We start from the raw sequence: 19,806 nt of genomic DNA on the forward strand, positions 1-19,806 counted from the left end.
GCACTACGGCCGGCCCGCGAACGAGCCGTCTCACGATGGGCCGACCCTTACTGGATGTTCACGTCGACGCTGGCCGGAAGGTCGATGCGCATCAACGCGTCCACCGTCTTCGGCGTCGGTTCGAGGATGTCGATGAGCCGCTTGTGCGTCCGCATCTCGAAGTGCTCCCGCGAGTCCTTGTACTTGTGCGGAGAGCGGATGACGCAGTAGACGTTCTTCTCCGTCGGCAGCGGCACCGGCCCGACGACCCGAGCGCCGGTGCGCGTCACGGTCTCAACGATCTTGCGCGCGGACGCGTCGATCGCCTCGTGGTCGTAGGCCTTGAGCCGGATGCGGATCTTCTGTCCCGCCATAGTGGCTTGCCGTTCCTCTAGTCTCGTGCCGCCAGTGGTCGGCGCTGTGGCGGTCTTCAGCTCGATGCTGACGACGGCGCCTGCGCCCATGGGCTTCGGGTGCCCGACGCGGCCTGGGCCGACGAGCTCTCGAACCGGGATTTCTCCCCGCCCGTCGAACTCAGCCCTCGGTCCGCCCCTGTTCAGGTTGCTGGTGCCCGGTACACGCGGTCGGGCGTGTCGCCCGCTGCGAACAGACCAGTCCCATCGAACTACGCCGCTGGGATGGATCACGGAGCTCCCCGCAGGGCACTCTCGAAGACCCGTACACCTCTTGCTTTGCACCCTGCCGGACGGCGACGCGGGAAAGAACTCCCGTCGCAGCGCCCAGGCCCGGTTGAAACCGGTCCTGCTCCGAAACTCCAGGGCGCGGGGTTTCTCGTGGCGGAGCGGCCGGGACTTTCCTTGACAGGCGATGAACGCCTGGGAAACCGGCCGCTCCGAACGAGCAACCCATACAGGATGGCACACGCCGTATGCCAGCCCGAATCGGGGGGTGGTTTCCGGGTGCGCATCGCGATGCGGACCCGGAAACCAGCGAGGGCCTGCCCCTTCAAAGAAAGAGCAGGCCCTCGCGGTGAATCACTTGATGATCTTAGTGACGCGACCCGCGCCGACCGTACGACCACCCTCGCGAATCGCGAAGCGGAGACCGTCGTCCATCGCGATCGGCTGGATCAGCTGCACCGACATCTCAACGTTGTCGCCCGGCATGACCATCTCGGTGCCCTCGGGGAGGGTCACGACGCCGGTCACGTCGGTGGTGCGGAAGTAGAACTGCGGCCGGTAGTTGTTGAAGAACGGGGTGTGACGGCCACCGTCCTCCTTCGACCGGATGTAGACCTGGCACTCGAACTCGGTGTGCGGGGTCGTGGTCTTCGGCTTGACGACCACCATGCCGCGCTCGACGTCCTCGCGCTTGATGCCACGCACGAGCAGACCGACGTTGTCACCGGCCTGGCCCTCGTCCAGCAGCTTGCGGAACATCTCGACGCCGGTGACCGTGGTCTTCAGCGCGGTGTCCTTGATGCCGACGAGCTCGACCTCTTCGTTCACCTTGATGATGCCGCGCTCGATCCGGCCGGTCACCACGGTGCCGCGGCCGGTGATCGAGAAGACGTCCTCGACCGGCATCAGGAAGGGCTTGTCGGTGTCGCGCTCCGGGTCCGGAACGTTCTCGTCGACCGCGTCGAGCAGCTGCATGATCTTGTCGGACCACTCGGGGTCGCCCTCGAGGGCCTTCAGCGCGGAGACCCGGATGACCGGGGCGCCGTCGCCGTCGTACTCCTCGCCGGACAGCAGCTCGCGGACCTCCATCTCCACGAGCTCCATGATCTCCTCGTCGTCGACCATGTCGGCCTTGTTCAGCGCGACGAGGATGTAGGGCACACCGACCTGGCGGGCCAGCAGCACGTGCTCACGCGTCTGCGGCATCGGACCGTCGGTGGCGGCCACCACCAGGATCGCCCCGTCCATCTGGGCGGCACCGGTGATCATGTTCTTCACGTAGTCGGCGTGACCGGGGGCGTCGACGTGCGCGTAGTGACGCTTCTCGGTCTGGTACTCGACGTGCGCGATCTGAATCGTGATACCGCGCTGCTTCTCCTCCGGCGCCTTGTCGATCTCGTCGAACGGCGTGAAGGGGTTCAGCTCCGGGTGCTTCTCGTGCAGCACCTTGGTGATGGCCGCGGTGAGCGTGGTCTTGCCGTGGTCAACGTGACCGATGGTCCCGATGTTGACGTGCGGCTTGTCCCTCTCGAACTTCGCCTTAGCCACTGGATTGTCCTCCTGGACTTAGTTCTCTTTCCGCCGTACGACTAGCCAGTCCCCGCGTTACGCGAAGATTTAGTGCCAGGCGGAGTCCTGTCGGGTTTGGAAGCGGGACGGCCGCGGCCTCGATCATGAGGCCGAGCCGGCCGCCGCCGAACTACAGGGAATTACTCGCCCGTAGCCTTCGCGATGATCTCCTTCGCCACGTTCGCGGGAACCTCGGCGTAGGAGTCGAACACCATCGAGTAGTTCGCACGGCCCTGCGTCTTGGAACGCAGGTCGCCGACATACCCGAACATCTCGGACAGCGGCACCTGCGCCTTGACGACGCGCGCACCACTGCGCTCCTCCATGGCCTGAATCTGGCCACGGCGGGAGTTGAGGTCGCCGATGACATCGCCCATGTAGTCCTCGGGCGTGATCACCTCGACCGCCATCACCGGTTCGAGGATCGCCGGGGAGGCCTTCTGCGCGGCCTCCTTCAGGGCGATGGAACCGGCGACCTTGAACGCCATCTCCGAAGAGTCGACCTCGTGGTACTGGCCGTCCAGCAAGATCATTTTGACGCCCACCAGCGGGTAGCCGGCCAGCACGCCGTACTGCATGGCGTCCTGCGCGCCCTGGTCCACCGACGGGATGTACTCGCGCGGGATGCGACCACCGGTGACCTTGTTCTGGAACTCGTACGTCGCACTGTCCGCAGTCTGCTCGATCGGCTCGATCCCGATGATGACGCGGGCGAACTGCCCCGAACCACCGGTCTGCTTCTTGTGCGTGTACTCGTACTTCTCGACCGACTTGCGAATCGTCTCGCGGTAGGCCACCTGGGGCTTACCGATGTTCGCCTCGACCCTGAAGTCCGACTTCATCCGGTTGACCAGGACTTCCAGGTGCAACTCGCCCATACCGGAGAGGACCGTCTGACCGGTCTCCTCGTCGTGGTGGACGCGGAAGGTCGGGTCCTCCTCGGCGAGCTTCTGGATCGCCGTGGAGAGCTTCTCCTGGTCGGCCTTCGTCTTCGGCTCGACCGCCACGTCGATGACCGGCTCCGGGAAGGTCATCGACTCCAGCACGATCGGCTTCTGCGGATCACACAGGGTGTCACCGGTGGTGGTCTCCTTGAGACCGACCACGGCGTAGATGTGGCCCGCCTGAGCCTCGTCGACCGGGTTCTCCTTGTTGGAGTGCATCTGGAAGAACTTCCCGATGCGCTCCTTGCGCTCACGCGTGGAGTTCATGACCTGCGTGCCCTGCGTGACCTTGCCGGAGTAGACCCGGATGTAGGTCAGCTTCCCGTAGAACGGGTGCACGGCGACCTTGGAAACCAGCGCGGCGAACGGCTCCTGAGTGCTCGGCTTGCGCTCGGCGGTGGTCTCGCCGTCCAGCAGCAGGCCCTGGACCGGCGGCACCTCCAGCGGCGACGGCAGGAAGTCGACGACCGCGTCGAGCATGGGCTGCACGCCCTTGTTCTTGAACGCGGTTCCGCACAGCACCGGGAACGCGGTGCGCTCCACGGTCAGCTTGCGGATGCCGTTCTTGATCTGCTCGGTGGTGAGTTCCTCGCCACCGAAGTAGGCCTCCATCAGGGCCTCGTCGGTCTCCGCGACGGCCTCGACCAGCTGTTCGCGGTACGAAGCGGCGCTCTCGACGAGGTCTTCCGGGATCGGCTCGATCTCGTAGCTCTCGCCCTTCTTCACGTCACCGCGCCAAGTCAGCGCCTTCATGCTGACGAGGTCGACGACGCCTTCGAAGTCGGACTCGGTGCCGATGGGCAGCTGGAGCACCAGCGGAGTGGCGTTGAGCCGCTCGCGGATGGTCCGCACGGTGAAGTAGAAGTCCGCACCGAGCTTGTCCATCTTGTTGACGAAGCAGATGCGCGGGACGTCGTACTTGTCCGCCTGCCGCCAGACCTGCTCGGACTGCGGCTCGACACCTTCTTTGCCGTCGAAGACCGCGACGGCGCCGTCCAGGACGCGCAGCGAGCGCTCCACCTCGACCGTGAAGTCGACGTGTCCCGGAGTGTCGATGATGTTGATCTGGTTGTCTTCCCAGAAGGTCGTGGTAGCAGCCGAGGTAATGGTGATACCCCGCTTCTGCTCCTCTTCCATCCAGTCCATCGTCGAGGCGCCGTCGTGCGTCTCGCCGAGCTTGTGGTTGATCCCGGTGTAGTACAGGATCCGCTCGGTCGTGGTGGTCTTGCCCGCGTCGATGTGGGCCATAATGCCGATGTTGCGAACCTTCGTGAGGTCCGTCAGCACGTCGCGTGCCACGAGTTTCTTCCCCGTTCCTACAGCAGATGCAAGCCGTCGAATCGGTGTGCCGAGGCGGGCAGGAGCCGACCCGACGTCACCAGCGGTAGTGCGCGAAGGCCTTGTTGGACTCCGCCATCTTGTGCGTGTCTTCGCGCTTCTTGACGCTCGCGCCGAGGCCGTTGCTGGCGTCGAGCAGTTCGTTCATCAGGCGCTCGACCATGGTCTTCTCGCGGCGCTGCCGCGAGTAGGTGACCAGCCAGCGCAGCGCCAGCGTGGTGGAACGGCCGGCGCGGACCTCGATCGGCACCTGGTAAGTCGCGCCACCGACACGGCGGCTGCGGACCTCCAGGGTCGGCTTCACGTTGTCCAACGCCCGCTTGAGCGTGACCACCGGGTCGGTGCTGTTCTTCTCCCGCGCACCTTCGAGCGCCGCGTACACGATCTTCTCGGCCAACGAGCGCTTGCCGTCGACGAGGACCTTGTTCACCAGCTGGGTGACCAGCGGCGAGGCGTACACGGGATCGGCGTTGAGCGGCCGCTTCGGGGCCGGACCCTTGCGGGGCATCAGCTCTTCTCCTTCTTCGCGCCGTACCGGCTGCGAGCCTGCTTGCGGTTCTTCACACCCTGCGTGTCGGCGGACCCGCGGATGATCTTGTACCGCACGCCGGGGAGGTCCTTCACACGGCCGCCGCGAACCAGCACGATCGAGTGCTCCTGGAGGTTGTGCCCCTCACCCGGAATGTAGGCCGTGACCTCGATGCCGCTGGTGAGCTTGACACGAGCGACCTTGCGCAGTGCCGAGTTGGGCTTCTTCGGGGTGGTGGTGTACACGCGGGTGCACACGCCACGCCGCTGCGGGCTGCCCTTGAGCGCCGCAGTCTTGGTCTTGGCGACCTTGTCCTGGCGGCCCTTACGGACCAGCTGCTGGATGGTGGGCATGGACCGGCTTTCTCTTGAGCGTTCGCGTCTTCGTGGTTGCTCTCGCCCGGCGGCGCTCGCAACGTCGGCGTCCGGGCACGTGCCCTGGCGCCGAGCACCTCGCAGGCACTGTTTACTTGGGCCTCCCCCGCACCACGAGGTCGGGCGTGTCGCCCACTCCTCAGCCTTGCGGCGCTGGTGGTGCCCGCGGGAGCGCACCGACAGGAACGAACCCGATGGGTTGTCAGGAGAGTTCCGCACGGCCCATGTCCGCGATCACGACCACCGAGATGGTCACTGCTCACGCACGGGCATACGGACCGACCCGATAGCTTTCGGGTCCGATAAACAAAGATACCCGCCCCGTTCTGAGGGGGTCAAAACGGGGTCCCCAAGACCTGCTCGATCTTCCCCGAAGCGCCGTGGACCGAGCTAGTGGTGTGGTGTTCCCGGCGACTTTACCCGGGCGGGCAAGAGCCGTCAGCCCACTCGACGGGCAGGCCGGGAACCTCACTCTCACGCCTGAATCTCCACGAGCCAGCCGTCCGCGATGAGGTCGCCGACCGGCTGCGGGAGGAAGTAGGCCCGGCCGCCGCCGACCTGCCCGTGGTCCGGCTTGATCACGCCGGTCACCACCTCGTAGCCCCTGACCACCTGGTACCGGTGGTACTCGCCCGGAGCCTCCTCCGGCGGGACCGAGCGGTGCGGCAACGTCGTGCCGGGGACGAACACGGTGTTGCCGTCGGCCGTCCCGAACCGGTCGACCTCGGCGCCCTCGGGAAGCACCACGACGGACCTGTCGTCGTAGTGCGACAGCGGCCGGTCCGGTTCGAGCGGTTCGATGGGGCACTCGTAGTCGGCGAGCGACTCGTCGGGCTCACGCTGCATCGAGTCACTGGTCAGCGCCACCGCGCCGATCATGTGCGCGGCGGCGGCGTAGGCCGTCGGGAAGCGGGACTTGTTGCGCTCCTCGCCCCTGTCGAGGCAGAACACCGACCACCAGCCGTCGGCGTCGCGCAGCATGCTCCAACCGCCTTCAAGAGGTTCGGTGAAGCTGTAGAAGCGCCTGCTGACGCCGAGCCGCGAGAGGTGGTGCCGGGCCACGTTGATCGCGCCGGCGGTGCGCTCACCGTCCATCGTCTCCGGATCGGCGCCGAGCACCAGCGCTTTCGCCTGCTCGGCGGCATGATCGGCGATGATCTCCGGGCAGCGGTGGCCGTTGCGGCGGACGTGGTCGAGGAAGTCGCGCGGCGGCGTGATGTCGTGGATTTCCAGGTAGTACGCCACCGCCAGCGGCCACGCCCAGGTGCCGTCGGTGTGGAACTGCTTGGGCACCTGCGCCGGACGCTGCGGGTCGACCTCGTCCGCTGAGGTGCCGCGGGCGGACAGGACGACCCGGCCGTCCAGCAGGTACTCGAGGAGCAGCTGCTTCTCGGCCCACGGCAGCACCGGCCGGTGCGCCCAAGGACGCCCGTCGTCGTCCTTGCCGTCGAACACCCGCACCATCCGGACCGGACCGCCCGGCTCCTGAGCGTCGCGGTAGTTCTCGTAGTGCCGCAACGCCTGAGCGAGCAGCCACTCCGGTGCCTGGGCGCGCGGGAAGTAGCAGAGTTCGTCGAACGCGGCCTGCGGGTCCTGTTCCCCGTGCGTCCACCGAACCTCGGCGTGGCCGGTCTCGAACGCCGGTTCCTGCCCGGCGACCGCGGTGCAGCGCGCCATGGTCCAGGTCCCCGCCTCCGGGCGGTACTCGACGGCACGGCTGCGCTGGAGCGCGTCGACGAGCTCCTGCGGCGGGATCCACGTGTGCCGTCCCCCGTCGGTGACGACGCTCGCCACGACCTCGATGCGGGTGCCGAGCGCGCCGCACTCGACGAGCACCTCGCGCCACCCCTCCGGACTCGACCGTTCGATGAGACCGGCCAGTTCGGCGCGCACATCCGGACGCGCGGCCGGGTTCGTCGGCGCACCGTGGGCGGCCGATGCCGGGAACGGGCGTTCCGGCTCGGGCGCTTCGCCCTGGACGATCAGGACGGCGTCGACCTGCTCGTGCGGCACAGGCGCATCAACCCCGCCGAGCACGGCGGCACCGTCCCGCGACTCCAGCAACGGCAAGAGCCGACCACCGGTCCGGGCGTACGTCCCGGCGATGGGCGTCCCGAGAATCACCTGTTCTCCCCCTCGTAGCTCGTGGCGCGACAACGCGACGCCACGTGGTTCCCTCCACCGCTGCGGGAGGGCACTTCGCCGACCCCCACGACGACGGCGAACCGGTTGATCATCATTTCCTCACCAGGCGGGGTAGCGCCGTGTCCAGGACGCATCGGTCGGGGCCGCCGGGCTGAACTCGGTGAGCGCGTCGGTCACCAATTCGTCCATCAACGGGTAGAGGCTCGGCACCTGGCGCAGTTCCTTCGGGATGGCGTTCACGCCGCACTCCGCGCCGATGATCAGGCCACTGATCGCACAGGTCGCCGACCGGTGCTGCGACGAATAGTTCATGGCCAACAGGAGCGCTTCACGCACGTAGTCGCTGGCCAACGCGCAATAGAGCGAAATGCCCAGCGCTTCCGCACCGTCAGCCCCACCACCCGGGAACCTCTCAGCCAGTTGACCGGGGGGTGCAGGAGACCAGACTTCCTTGTTCAGCTCGAGCGCGTTCCTGATCATCTGGGAGGTCCGCTCATGCCCCGGCCAGCGTTCCAACTCCCCGCGAGCAGCCTCCAGGCATTCGGAGAACGGAACATCGCGAATCTGCTGGTGAACGAGCGCAGCCATGAACCCGGCAGGCAAGTAGTCGTCAGGGTTGCCGTGGGTCAGACTCGCGATTCCGACCGCTGCGGCGAACGCACCCGCCGCCTCGTTCGACCACACGGCGGCCAATGCCGCCCGCGGCACTACCGCCCCGCCGCGCGCAACCGAGCGCTCACCGCGCCTTACGACACCGGTGCGCGCGAACTCTTCGAGAACCCGGACGGTCTCAAGCGGCGGATCCTGCCGGGAGACCAGTGCGTCGTTCCCGACCAGCCATCCATCCGGTTGCGCGAATCGAGTCGCGAACGGACCACCGCGCTGCGCCCAGGGGAGACGCTCGCCCTGCGGACCGCTTTGGATGTACAACCACCGCTGGTAAGCGTGCTGCACCTCCGAAATCGGATCATCGTCGACCGGGTTCACCCGTCGAGCGACGTGCGCCCGGATCAAACCTTCCAACGTGAACGACATCAGCTGAACGGAGGTCGACGATTCGACCGGGGACGCGCTGAACGCGTACTCGACCAGCGGGGGTATGAATTCCTTCCGTGGGAAATCGAAGAAGTGCAATGCCGGCTTCCACGGCACCTCAAGGACCTGCCCCACGGAGGCACCTCTATCGAATGCATCCCCGACCACTACCGAGAGCACGGCCCCCGAAACCGCTCAGCAGGGTCCGGGTCAGGAATAATCCGCCCACTGTCCGAGAATTTTCCTTTGATCTCGTTAGCTCTGCCACTAAAATCGTTTAGATCCTCGATCGATGCCTCGACATCGACAGAATGAAGATTGTAGTCGCTACCTTCTTTGCGACCCTCAGGCCGAAAAGGAGTAGCAGCTTCACGTCTATCCGCCCAGGCATCGTGCCACTTCGAAATTTTACCTAGGCGCCGAGAACGCTGCTGCTTCGGCCATCCCCTAGGGGCGACACCTTCATCCCTCACAGCACCTTCACCCCATGCCAGCCGATTTCTTTACCGGGCTCCATAAACACCCTCTTGCCACCCCAAGATATATCCTTCGATTCTCCGGCCTCCAATCCTTTCGGCCTGAAGAGATCAGAAATATCATACGGCTCCGGGAAATTGGGGTGACCGACACGAAACCTCCCCATGAGCTCCTCAGCCTTATCAATCTCGTCCCGAAAGGACCCAAACTTCCTCTCGGCCGCGTCGCGCTCGAACCCTGCCGGCATCGACTTGTACGAGGCGAGCTCTTGGAGCTCCTTCTTAGCCTTGGAGATCTCGACAGCCAAGCGCGGACGTATTTTCTCGACCGCCTGGTCCTGAATGGCGAAATCGTATCCTTGGCGAGCCCAAGCATAGCTTCCTACGTCAATATTGGCGTGCAATTTTATCGCAGAAACACCCGAGGAACGGTACCATCCCTCCATGGACTCGTTGAATGTTCGAGCGAACCCGCCCGCGCGCACTCCTTCATCCAACCGCAGCATTCTATGGTTCGCCATCAGCCCATCGGCGGTCCTATGAAGATCCCTGGTGAAGTTCCCGACCTGACTTCCCGAAGAATCAAATATCTTGCCAGTGACACCAATGGTGTCCGACTGGACACTAACGTCATGCACATCAACGCGTAAACCGGCGTAGGTACCATCGATGGATCTCTTCACCTGGTCGGAAATCTCAGCCGCATCGAATTCGGCGCCGTCCCGTGGGATCAGATCGTCGATCGAAGGACGGTCGCTCGGGTGATCGTCCTCGATCCATGCCCCGGAATCATGTTCCGGAGGCTCTCCCGCGCCAGCACCATCGCCTGGCCGATCTCCCCCGCTCCGATCGCCGGAATCCGCTGGATCCGGTTCCCGCAGGTGGTCATCATCGTTCCAGCCGGGTCGTGAGTCCTCGCCCGTCCGTTCGTTCTCGACATCGTGGCGGAGTTCGCTGTCGTCGGCGTGCCGCGACGTCCGGGGTTCCGGGAAGTCGGGTTCGTCGAGATCGGTGTCGTGGCGGGCTCGCGGAGGTGCGGGGTCGCCGGGGAGATCGGGGTTGAGCCTCGCATCGACCGAATTGACGTCGGCTCCCGGCTCGGACGAGCGTTCCGGCGCAGGATTCACCGCCTGGCCGGCGTCGCGTTGCGGCGGCCGCGGTTCGGCGCCGCCCGAGTCCTGCGCGCGAAGCCGCGGCAGATTCGGATCGGTGGCGGGTTCCGGCAACCGTTGCTGCGCGCCATGGCCACCCGGGGTCTGCCACGAACTTTGAGGCCCTTGCCGTCCCGGTACGTCATGTCGTCCGACGTTCTGCTCAGCGCGATGCCCGATCGGACCGGAGGCGTGCGGGGCACGGTTCGGCGGCTGCGGTGCGGCCGCCCGAGGCGCCCCGGCATGCGGGTGCCCAGGGTTGCTCGGCGGCTGATGAGGCGCCGGCCCGGACTGCTGCGGGTGCGGTCGTCCCGTGCCGTTGGGGGAATCGGGCGGGGGCGCTTGCATTCGTCGTGGGTCCGGTGGCGGGGCGCCGTGCGGGCGTTGCGGAGCAGGTGGCGGCACCGGGTGGCCGGGGCCTGCCTGCGGTCGCTGGTGCGGCGGCGGAGCCTGGTTCGGTGCGGGAGGTCGTGCGCCTCCTGGGGCCGGTCCGCCAGGGGGTATCGCCGGTCCTGGCGGACCGCTCGGCCCGTGCGGACGTGGCGGTCCCTGCGATGGCCCCTGGGCCGGTGAGCCGTGCGAAGCGGGTGGATTCCACGCAGGCCCAGGAGCTTGCTGTGGTGGGACGTTCTGCGGAGCGAACGGCTGTCGGCCGCCCTGGTACGGCGGGTTGCCGCCCCCGGGGGGTGCGATCTGCCCGCCGTGCCACGGAGGGTTGTGGCCCGCGCCCGGCGGGAAGCCCTGCTGACCAGGCGACTGCTGCGGCGGGAACTGCTGGTTCGGGTGCGGCGGTGCTTGACCAGGCCACTGTTGGGGCGGCGGAGGTCTCTGGGCGGCCGGAGGCGGCAGCCGATCTTCCGGAGCCCCCCACTCGTAGGGCTGGAAGCCGTCGTCCTCCTGCTTCTTCCTGAACGGCCACATTCCCCGCCGCTCGGCGGCTTCGGCTTGGTGGCCGAAGCGGACCCATTCCGGTTCGTGGCCCGGCGGGTAGGGGCTGTCGTGGACGGCGGTGGTGCCGTCGGGGCGGAAGGCGGTCCACTGGCCCGGCTCGTCGAAGCGCGGTTGCGGCGCACCGGAGGCGTCGGTGTCGAAGGACGCGCTGTCCTTGCTGGCGTAGATGTTGCCGAAGTTGTCGACCCAAGCGTCGGTTTTCGGGGCGACGACTTCGACGCCGAGTTCCTTCGACAGTTCCTGGGCGAAGTTCGGTGTTCCGTCACCGGTGTCGGCGCCGGTGCGGCAGGCCAGCAGGCGGACCGGTTCGCCCGGCCTGTAGCCGGGAGCAGCCCTGATGACCTCGGCGAGTTCCATCGGATTCAGCTCTTTGCCGCCGAGGTGCACCCCGTGCGGCCCGCCGTGCACTTCGACGGTGAACCGCTTCGGGTCCACGGCCGGGCGCGGCAAGCTCCGGTCGAAGTGGACTTTGCCGAACGTCGGCCCGGAGTGCCGAACCATCGAGATTCCGGCTTGGGTGGCGCGGACGGCTTCGACGTCGGAGCCGAGTTTCGCGTGCAGGTCTTCGGAAATGTCGAGCTTGCGGAAGCGTTGTCCGTCGACGTTCCAGGCGTTCTCGAACCGCTGGGAGTGCGGGAGCGACTCCTCGGCGGCCATCGATTCGCTGGTCGAGTGCTTCGGGTCGGCCGACGGTTCCGGAGTGGGCGGCGGCTCGTGGCGGACCGGGGAATCCGCGCGGTTCGGGGCGTCCTCCGGACTGCGCTGCAGGCCGGGTCCCCATTCCTGCGCCTGGTTGCCCGTGAGGTCGCGGTAGTGCCCGGGGCTCGTCGGCGCCGAACCTTCCGCGCCGTTCGGCCGAGGTGGCGGGCCGCCGTGCGGGGCCGAGCCTCGCGGTGGAATGCCGCCGTGCGGCCGCGGGGCATTGGGGACGGCGTCCGCGTGAGCGGCGCGCGGTGTGTCGGGACGCGGCGCGTCTGGGCGCAGTCCATCGGGACGCGGCGCGTCGGAACGCGGCGCGTCAGGACGCGGGCCACCGGGACGGGGTGCGTCTGGGCGCGGCCCACCGGGACGCGGCGCGTCGGCGCGCGGTTGAGGACCGTCGGCGCGCGGTGCGTCAGGGCGCGCCCCAGGAGCCCGTGCCGCGTCCTGGTGCGGAGCCCGCGGTGCATCCGGACGCGCCCCATCCTGCCGCGGAACTCGAGGCTGACCGTCCGGGCGGGCAGGCGGCTGCGGGCGTTCACCGCCGTGCTGCGCCGGGCGCTGCGGACCTTCCGGGCGACGCGGGGGCTCGGCTCCCCACGGACGCTGGGCGTCCTGACGAGATCCGCCCGGCCTTCCCGGTGTTTCCGGGGCGCGCGGCCCTGGCAGACCACCGCCGGACGGTGTGCGCGCGGAACCGGGACTGCCGGGTGTGCCGGTCCATCCGCCGGAACCGGGGCGGACTCCGCCGGCCGACGGGGCCGCTCCACCCGGTGCTCCACCAGCGGCGGCCGGGCCACCACCTGCCGACGGGGACTGCTGGTCCTGGCGCGGCGGGGTCGGTGCTGCCGGGGCGTCCGGTCCGGGCTGTTGGGGGCGCGGGGGCGCGTCCACTCCGGAGGCCGTGGTCGTCGCCGGACGGCTCGGCACGTCCCCGGCCGGACCTGAAGTCGTTCCGGGAGTCGACGAAGGAGATCCACCCGATGCGTGCCCGCCCGCCGGAACCCCACCGGACTCGGGAGCACCGGTCGAGGAACCACCGGACGCCGGGCCGCCGGCCTGCGCACCACCGGACGCCGAATCACCGATCTGCGCACCACCGGACGCCGAGCCCTCCGCCTGCGCACCACCAGAGGCCGGGCCATCAGCCTGCGCACCACCGGGCGTCACATCACCGGCCCGCGAGCCGCCGGATGCCGGACCGCTCGCCGCCGAGCCGCCGTGCGCCGGCTCATCGCTCGAGGAGCCGGACGCCGAACCGCCCGAGTCCCCGCTGCCCGAGCCGCCGGACGAGGAGCCACCCGACTCGGCGCCCCCACCGGTCGCGCCCGACTGTCCACTGTGCCCACCGGAATCCGAGCCGCCCTCCGCGCGCGGAGCACTGGCCGCGTCCGGAGCGCCGCTGTCCGCCGAACCCTGGGCCGAACTCTGCGCACCGGCGCCCGCATCCGCCCGCGGTGACCCGCTCAGTGCGTCGGCGTCGGAAGCGTCCGCGGCTGAGCGAGAATTCCCGCCCCCACCAGGCGATTCATCCCCGTCGGAGCGCGGCGCGTCCCCACCGGAATCCCCCGGCGCTGACCGATCGCGCGCGCCACCGGACTCCCCCGCCCCGCTCGAATCCGCCCCGCCGGAATCACCGCCGGGCAGATCCGGTCCGAACTTCGCCTGGTGCTTGCCGACGACGTCGGTGCCGAAGGCGTCATCGACCTGCCGCCACGCCTTCTCCGCGGCCTTGTTCGCGATCTTGCCCGAAAGATCGAGCTTGTCGACGGCCTTCGCGGCGACCCGCCCTGCCTGGGCGGCCTTCTCGCTCGCCTGCTTCCCGCCCTTGCCGAGCAGCTTCATGATGTCGCCGAAGACCTCGACCATCCGCGCCATCTTCGGCGAGACGTTGCTGATGGTCTTGAGCAGCTTCTGCACGATGTCGGCGATCTTGGAGACGGTCTTGGCGATGAACGCCACCGCCTGCGGCACGACCCACGCCAGCGAGACGACCGGCGGGGCGAGCGCCTCCAGCGCGTAGGTGATGAGCCGCGAGATGCAGTCGGCGATCAGATCCCGCACGAAGTCGCGCACGAACGACACGACCATGCCCATCGCCTCGACGACCGTGGCGATGGTCCCCGCGAGCTCGCCCGCACCGGTCAGGGCCGCGCCCTTCTCGGCGGCGTGCCGCCGATAGGCGTCGCCTGCCGCACCGGTCCACTGGGCGGTGTCGGCCTGGACGGCCTGGGAGTACGTGCCCGCGGCCTCGTTGACCGACCCCGCGACCTCCTGCCACTTCACCGCGTACGCCTGAACGCCCTCGGGGTCGCCCGCGAACCAGTCCAGCGCGTCCTGCAACGGCTGGACGTGTTCGATCAACCACGACAGGCCGTAGGACAGCAACGTGCCGATGGGGTCGACCACGACGCTGACCGCTTCCATCGCCAGCCCGCCGTAGGCGAGCCCGGACTCGATCCAGCTGGAACCGTCGTTGAGGCTGGAGACGTCGTGCCAGGACTCGGCGATGCCGATGCCCTTGATGCTCTCCGGCGGCTCGGCGGGGTCGGCGGCGTTCTGGGCGTTGACGAGCGGATTGGTCACGCCTGCATACCGCCGAACATGTCCCGGTTGCCGTCGTCGGCCGACTGGTAGTCCTCGGCCGCGGCGCGGACTTCTTCAGCGGTGTCGCGGATGGCCTTGGCGGCTTCCTTGATCGTGTCGATTCCGTGCTGCTCGACCTCGTCGACCAGCCACGCGAACGGTCGGCACAGAATCCCGTAGGCGTCGTTGTCCATCGACACCTGCTGGGAGGCGCCTGCGGCTCCGTCCAGCTCGTCCGCCACACCGTCCACTTTGGACGCGTGGGCGCGCAGGCTGTCGATGACGACGTTCATCTGCTCAGGCATCTCAGCACTCCCCGGTCAGCGCAGGAACGAGCCGCGGCTGAAGTCGTCGTCGTCGAAATCGTCCGGGGCGGGCCGGCTCGGCCTGCGCTGCGGGCGTTGTGGCGGCCGGTCTTCCTCCGTGCCGATGCGCATCTCCTGGACACCCGGCCGCTTCGGGGGCTCCTCGGGCTCCTCCGGAGCCTCCGGGAAGAAGCGCGTGGCCTGCCCGAGCATGTGCCGCACGGCCTCGTCGTCCTCGCCGACGGTGTCCGCCGCCGCCTGCTGCATGCGTTCGGGCAGCTTCGACTGCGCGAGCTGCACTACGCGCATGATCTCGGCCGAGAGCTTGGCCATCGGACGGTTGCCCGCGCTCTCGGCGAGCACCAGGTTCTCGATCATGCCGCTGGAGCCGACCGTCACCTGAACCGCGCCGTCGCGTGAGCTCTCGGTGACCGAGATCTGCTCGATCTGAGCCTGCATGCGGCCGAACTTCTCGGCCTTCTCGGTCGCCCGCTGCTGCCAGTCGCGAACCATCCGCTCAGCAGCGCTGATGTCCTCGGGCACGCCGTCCCCCGCCATGCTCGCCGTCGCGCCCGTGGTCGACGTCCACGCACCGCAACCGATGTCCTTGTGCGGCGGAGACAGTATCAACACCGGTGCGCGCGGCGGCTCGGATCAACGCATTCACCGCTGTGTCCCGGATCTCTCCGGTCGCACCGTTGACCGGAAAGCCGGTCGGCCGCCCGCGACACCTTCGCCGCGGGCAGCCGGAGTGCGGTCAGCTCTCACCGTCGTACGCGGGCTGCGGACTTTGAATCCGACGCGGGGACGGTTTCGGAGCGGGGAACGCCGCCAGCGGCTCCGGTTCGGTGTCCTGCGCGCGCGGCGTGGACTGGTCCGGTTCCACCGGCTGCTCCGCCACCCCCGGATCCTCCACCGAACCGACGGCGGGCAGCAGTGCCGTCGGCGGATCGCCCGGATCCGGCCGGTCGTCCGGAACCTGCCGATCACCGAAATCCCGCGGGTCGTCCAACTCCGGCCGGTCGTCCGGTTCCTGCTGCTCGTCCAGGTCCTGTCGATCGCTCGCGGGATCGCTCAGACCACGCCGATCGTCCTGCACCGGCAGGCGCCGGATCGGGTAGCGCTCGTCCCACTCCTCATCGGCCGGGCGGTCGCTCGCCGCCGGTTCCGGCACGTCCGGATCACGGGTCAGCGAGTCACCGAACTCGGCGACGCAGTCCAACGCGATCTGCTCGACGACATCGCGCAGCTCCAGATCGGCGAGCCAGCTCACCGGCAACCCGCTGACGCCGATCAGTGCGCCGACGATGTTGCCGCAGATCGCGCCGGTGGAATCGCTGTCCCCGTCGTGGTGCACCGCGATGCGCAGTGCCTTCGCCACGTCGTCGCCGCCCGCGAGCGCACCGCACACCGCGATGGCCAAGGCCTGCTCACCGACCCAGCCGCCGCCGAGCGTCTCCGCGATGTCGGCAGGACCGGGATCGCCCCGTTCGGCCAGTTCCACGGCCTGCTTGAGCAGCGCGCTCGTCTCTTCGTGGCCGTCCCAGGTCTCCAGCACCTGCAACGCCAGCCACACCCCGTCGTCGAGGGTCTGGCCCAGCAACGCCTGCTGCACGATCACCGCCAACGCGCCCGCCGACAGGTAACCGGACGGGTGGCTGTGGGTGAGCGCAGCGGCCCGCGCGGCCAGTTCGAACGCCACCGGCGGATCCGGCGAGTACATCGCCATCGGCGCGGAGCGCATCACGCCGCCGCAGCCCTTCGAATCGTTGATGGGCTCGGTGAGCGAGCCCGCCGCCTGCCCGTCGCCGAACCGCGCCAGCGCTCGGAAGATCGTCTTCCCGGGGGCGCGAGCGACGAAAAGGCCGGGCACCTCCACCAGCCAGCCGTCCGGTTCCGGGTACACCGCGCGGAACGCGCCCGCAGCGGACTCCCACTCGACGCCCTGGGTGTGCAGCCACCGCTGGTACGCCAACTGGATCTCCGGCAACGGATCGGTGCTGCCGAGGATGCGCCGCGCGATGCCGCCGCGGATGAGCCCTTCGGCGGTGAACAGCGTCATCTGCGTGTCGTCGGTGATCGCGCCCTGCACGCCGTAGGCCTCCCGCAGGCCTTGCGGTCCTGCCGGGCCGAACTTCTCGGTGATCTGCTCCGCGGTGACGAACTCCAGGTCCGAGCCGAGCGCGTCGCCGAGGGCACCGCCGAGGAAGCAGCCGAGCACCCGCTCCGTCAGCGAGGGCGCGACTTCGTCGGTGGTCTCGGATTTCGCGTGCCCACCGGAGGCCGCCGGTTTCGCGGCGCGCGCGTCGCTGACCGGCAACTCCGGCTCGGCGGCGCGGTGCACCGGTGCTTCCTGCTGAGCTGGGGCGTGCTGCGGGACATCGGTCTCCGGCGCGTCCTGCGGCTCGGCAGGATGCTCCTCCGGCTCGGACTCGACCTCCGCGCCGGGCGATTCGGGTTCACCGGAGTGCGGCGCGAGGAGGCGCTCGGTTCCGGCCGCCTCGGGCCGCGACGCGTCCGAGTCCGCATCGGGGAAATCCACCGCGGCGGAGTCGGACGGTTCCTCCGGTGCGGCGAAGTCCTCCTCCGCCTCCGGCGCCCGCCTGCGGCCGCGCTCGTACGGCGTCGCGGGGGACTGCTGCTGCGGGTACGCGTGCTCGGCGGGCTGCTGCTCCGCGGGCACTTCGTACGGCGACCGGGCTTGTGCTCGCGGGTCCTGGGGCGTGGGCACTTCCACGTCCTCCGAGCGCGGTGCGGGCTCCGCCACCGGGATCCGGCCGGCTTCCTCCGGGCGCAGTGAGACCAGTTTCGCCAGCCGAGCCAGCTCTTCCCGGTCGGTGCGGTCGGTGGACAGCGAGAAACCACCGGCACCGAGGTCCGGCATCGGCCGCGACGCGTCGGCATCGTCGTCGGAGCGCTGGCGCGCGGCGAGCAGCGACAGGTCGGTGCGATCGGTGGTCTGGTTGAAGGCGTTCGCCGGAGCGGCCTGCTCGGGTTCCGGGGCCTGCTCGGGTTCGGGATCCACCGGCCGCACGCCCCGTCCCGCCGCCGGGGCCGGATCGGGCTCGGCGAACTCCGGGAAGTCCGAGTCGGGCTCGATCCGGCTGAGATCGATGATCATGGTGGGGTCGTTGCTGCCGTCCGCCGCCCGCACCGGCTCCGGGCCGCGACCGCTGTCCACGGTGGTCACATGCTCGGGGGCACCGAGTTCACGCGGAGCGGGGGTGCCGCGCCGCGGATCACTGACGTAGCGCTGCGCCCACTTCGGCAACGGCGGGGGCGGAGGCGGTGGCGCGAAGGCCTCCGCGGCGTCCGCGCACAACGTCTCGATGATGTCGGCCAGTTCCAGTTCTTCGCGCCACTGCGCCGGAATCGCCTCCGGCCCGTACAGCGCTCCGGCGAGCTGCCCCGCCATCGCACCGGTCACGCTGCTGTCCGCCGACACGTTGACGGCCATCACCACCGCATCGGCGAAACCACCCGTCGCCGCGACCGAGGCCAGTGCCGCACCGAGCTCGCCCGGCTTGTGCTCGGTGTCGAACTCCGCGTCCAGCTCGGCAGGCTGCGGGCGGCGGCCATCGCGAGTCGCGAACATCGCCGCGTGCACCGCCCTGCGCACCGCCGCGGGACCCTCGACGCCGCTGTGCAGCGAACTCAGCCGGGTGTCGGTGAGCCCCACCGCGTCCCACAACCCGATGTCGCCCTGGATGAGTTGGGTCAGGACGTCCGCATGGAACCCGGCGGCACCGTGCACGTTCAAGTCATCGGTGAGCAACCGCGCCACGTCGGCGCCCGCCGCGAACACGCGGTCCTCCGAGGTGCTCCACACCATCGTCGGCGCCGCCCACACCGCGCAATCGGCGAATCCGGGGCGCACCGCAGGACCGAACCGCGCGTCGTAGCCGGCCTGCGTCGGAGGCTGCGTGGCGAGCTTGCCCAGCCCGGACAACGCCCCACCGGCCGGGTTGCGGGTGGAGAACAACTGCGGCGTCTCCAGCAGCCAGCCGCTCGGCTCTGGATGCGTCTGCAGGTAGCCGGACATCGCGTATTCCCACGGAACGCCCTGCGTGTAGAGCCAGCGCAGGTGGTTCGTGCGGATCACGGGCGTCGGTAACCAGTCCGCGGCTTCCCCGTTGACCGCCCGCGCCCGCAGCAACGCCTCCAGGGTGAACACGGCGAGCTGGGTCAGCTCGGTGACGCCACCGCGCCTGCCGAACACCGGCAGGTAATCCGCCACACCCTGCTTGCCGAACCAGTGCTGGATGTCCCACGCCGAGCGGGTGCGCACTCCCGCACCCAGCGCATCGCCCACGGCACCGCCGAGCAGCGCGCCGCGGAACCGGTCCGACCAGCTCAACGGGCGCGGCTCACGCCGCGACACCGCCGAACCGTGCGTGTTCGCGAACCACGAGGTGTCACCGGTCATCCCCAGTCTCCTGTCGGGTCACCGTGCGGGGCAACGGCCTGCGACATGCGCCGCGAGCCGTCGGTCGCCAGGGCCGCCACACCGTTGAGGCGGGTCGTGTCCGAGCATTTCCCGGACGTCGCGGCCGTTCCGGGGAACGGCGTCGATCCCGTTGACCGCACCCTGCAATGTTGCCGCACTTGACCGACAACCAGACCGGCTCCCCCGAATGATCGAACGGCCGAGTGTCGTGCTCCGGGGAACGTCGGTGGCCACGGCGGGTATCACCACCATCGAGACGTTGCTCACGACGCGGTCGTCGACGCTGATACCACGACGTCCGAGCCTCGCCGGCCGGTGCGGCGGCCCTGATCTCGGCAGGCTCACTCCGGGGGCAACGGCTGCCCGAAATTCCGTCGCTCCGCCTCCGCCACCTGCCCGGTGAGGCCCTGCGAAGGCGGCAACAGGCTCTTCGAAACCCCCGTAACCGAGCTCGAATCACCTGATCGGTCTACCAACTCAAGTAGTGCTGCGCAGTCCACGAGCACGGTTGGACTCGCGGGCCGCCGCTCGTGCTCGTCCGGCGATCTCGCCGCAGCTTCGCCGAACCGCGCTCCGCAACGGCACTGCGGACGGCGCGGCGGCCAACGGGTTCCGCGCCCCCGCACCGAGTCCGTGT

The 19,806-nt window shown here is 68.9% G+C and carries 11 protein-coding genes; all 11 read right to left on the bottom strand.

The window, feature by feature from the left end; genetic code table 11:
• Window positions 1-47: 47 nt before the first annotated feature.
• Window positions 48-353: a 30S ribosomal protein S10 gene (rpsJ, locus tag H2Q94_RS27960; protein WP_009948626.1), complete on the bottom strand. Its 306-nt coding sequence runs from the start codon at window positions 351-353 to the stop codon at window positions 48-50.
• A gap of 621 nt (window positions 354-974) precedes the next feature.
• On the bottom strand, window positions 975-2,168 hold the full coding sequence (tuf, locus tag H2Q94_RS27965; protein WP_243790126.1) for an elongation factor Tu: 1,194 nt from the start codon (window positions 2,166-2,168) through the stop codon (window positions 975-977).
• Window positions 2,169-2,329: 161 nt separating this feature from the next.
• Window positions 2,330-4,432 (bottom strand): elongation factor G, encoded by a 2,103-nt coding sequence (gene fusA, locus H2Q94_RS27970; RefSeq protein WP_243790127.1) that lies wholly within the window; start codon window positions 4,430-4,432, stop codon window positions 2,330-2,332.
• 76 nt (window positions 4,433-4,508) lie between these two features.
• Window positions 4,509-4,979, bottom strand: coding sequence for a 30S ribosomal protein S7 (gene rpsG / locus H2Q94_RS27975; RefSeq protein WP_184476324.1), 471 nt, complete (start codon window positions 4,977-4,979; stop codon window positions 4,509-4,511).
• Window positions 4,979-5,353, bottom strand: coding sequence for a 30S ribosomal protein S12 (gene rpsL / locus H2Q94_RS27980; protein WP_009948619.1), 375 nt, complete (start codon window positions 5,351-5,353; stop codon window positions 4,979-4,981). Before rpsL ends, rpsG begins: the two co-directional genes overlap by 1 nt.
• Window positions 5,354-5,848: 495 nt before the next feature.
• A complete protein-coding gene (locus tag H2Q94_RS27985; protein ID WP_243790128.1) occupies window positions 5,849-7,498 on the bottom strand; it encodes a TNT domain-containing protein in 1,650 nt (549 codons plus the stop codon).
• A gap of 120 nt (window positions 7,499-7,618) precedes the next feature.
• Complete coding sequence (locus H2Q94_RS27990; RefSeq protein WP_258718638.1) at window positions 7,619-8,734, bottom strand: ADP-ribosylglycohydrolase family protein; 1,116 nt, start codon at window positions 8,732-8,734, stop codon at window positions 7,619-7,621.
• 289 nt (window positions 8,735-9,023) lie between these two features.
• Window positions 9,024-14,417, bottom strand: a complete 5,394-nt coding sequence (locus H2Q94_RS30785) for a hypothetical protein (RefSeq protein ID WP_309501086.1) — start codon at window positions 14,415-14,417, stop codon at window positions 9,024-9,026.
• The gene (locus H2Q94_RS28005; RefSeq protein WP_243790130.1) at window positions 14,414-14,722 is read right to left on the bottom strand and encodes a type VII secretion target; all 309 of its coding nucleotides are present in this window, start codon (window positions 14,720-14,722) and stop codon (window positions 14,414-14,416) included. Before H2Q94_RS28005 ends, H2Q94_RS30785 begins: the two co-directional genes overlap by 4 nt.
• A gap of 15 nt (window positions 14,723-14,737) precedes the next feature.
• Complete coding sequence (locus H2Q94_RS28010) at window positions 14,738-15,355, bottom strand: YbaB/EbfC family nucleoid-associated protein (protein WP_243790131.1); 618 nt, start codon at window positions 15,353-15,355, stop codon at window positions 14,738-14,740.
• 124 nt (window positions 15,356-15,479) lie between these two features.
• The gene (locus H2Q94_RS28015; RefSeq protein ID WP_243790132.1) at window positions 15,480-19,148 is read right to left on the bottom strand and encodes an ADP-ribosylglycohydrolase family protein; all 3,669 of its coding nucleotides are present in this window, start codon (window positions 19,146-19,148) and stop codon (window positions 15,480-15,482) included.
• Window positions 19,149-19,806: the final 658 nt, after the last annotated feature.

The organism is Saccharopolyspora gloriosae (assembly GCF_022828475.1).
GTDB classification, from domain to species: domain Bacteria; phylum Actinomycetota; class Actinomycetes; order Mycobacteriales; family Pseudonocardiaceae; genus Saccharopolyspora_C; species Saccharopolyspora_C gloriosae_A.

Excerpts from the sequence above, each read along its gene's own strand:
- H2Q94_RS28005 (WP_243790130.1), bottom strand. The coding sequence starts at position 14,722 with ATGCCTGAGCAGATGAACGTCGTCATCGACAGCCTGCGCGCCCACGCG.
- rpsL (WP_009948619.1), bottom strand. The coding sequence starts at position 5,353 with ATGCCCACCATCCAGCAGCTGGTCCGTAAGGGCCGCCAGGACAAGGTC.
- rpsJ (WP_009948626.1), bottom strand. The coding sequence starts at position 353 with ATGGCGGGACAGAAGATCCGCATCCGGCTCAAGGCCTACGACCACGAG.
- H2Q94_RS28015 (WP_243790132.1), bottom strand. The coding sequence starts at position 19,148 with ATGACCGGTGACACCTCGTGGTTCGCGAACACGCACGGTTCGGCGGTG.
- rpsG (WP_184476324.1), bottom strand. The coding sequence starts at position 4,979 with ATGCCCCGCAAGGGTCCGGCCCCGAAGCGGCCGCTCAACGCCGATCCC.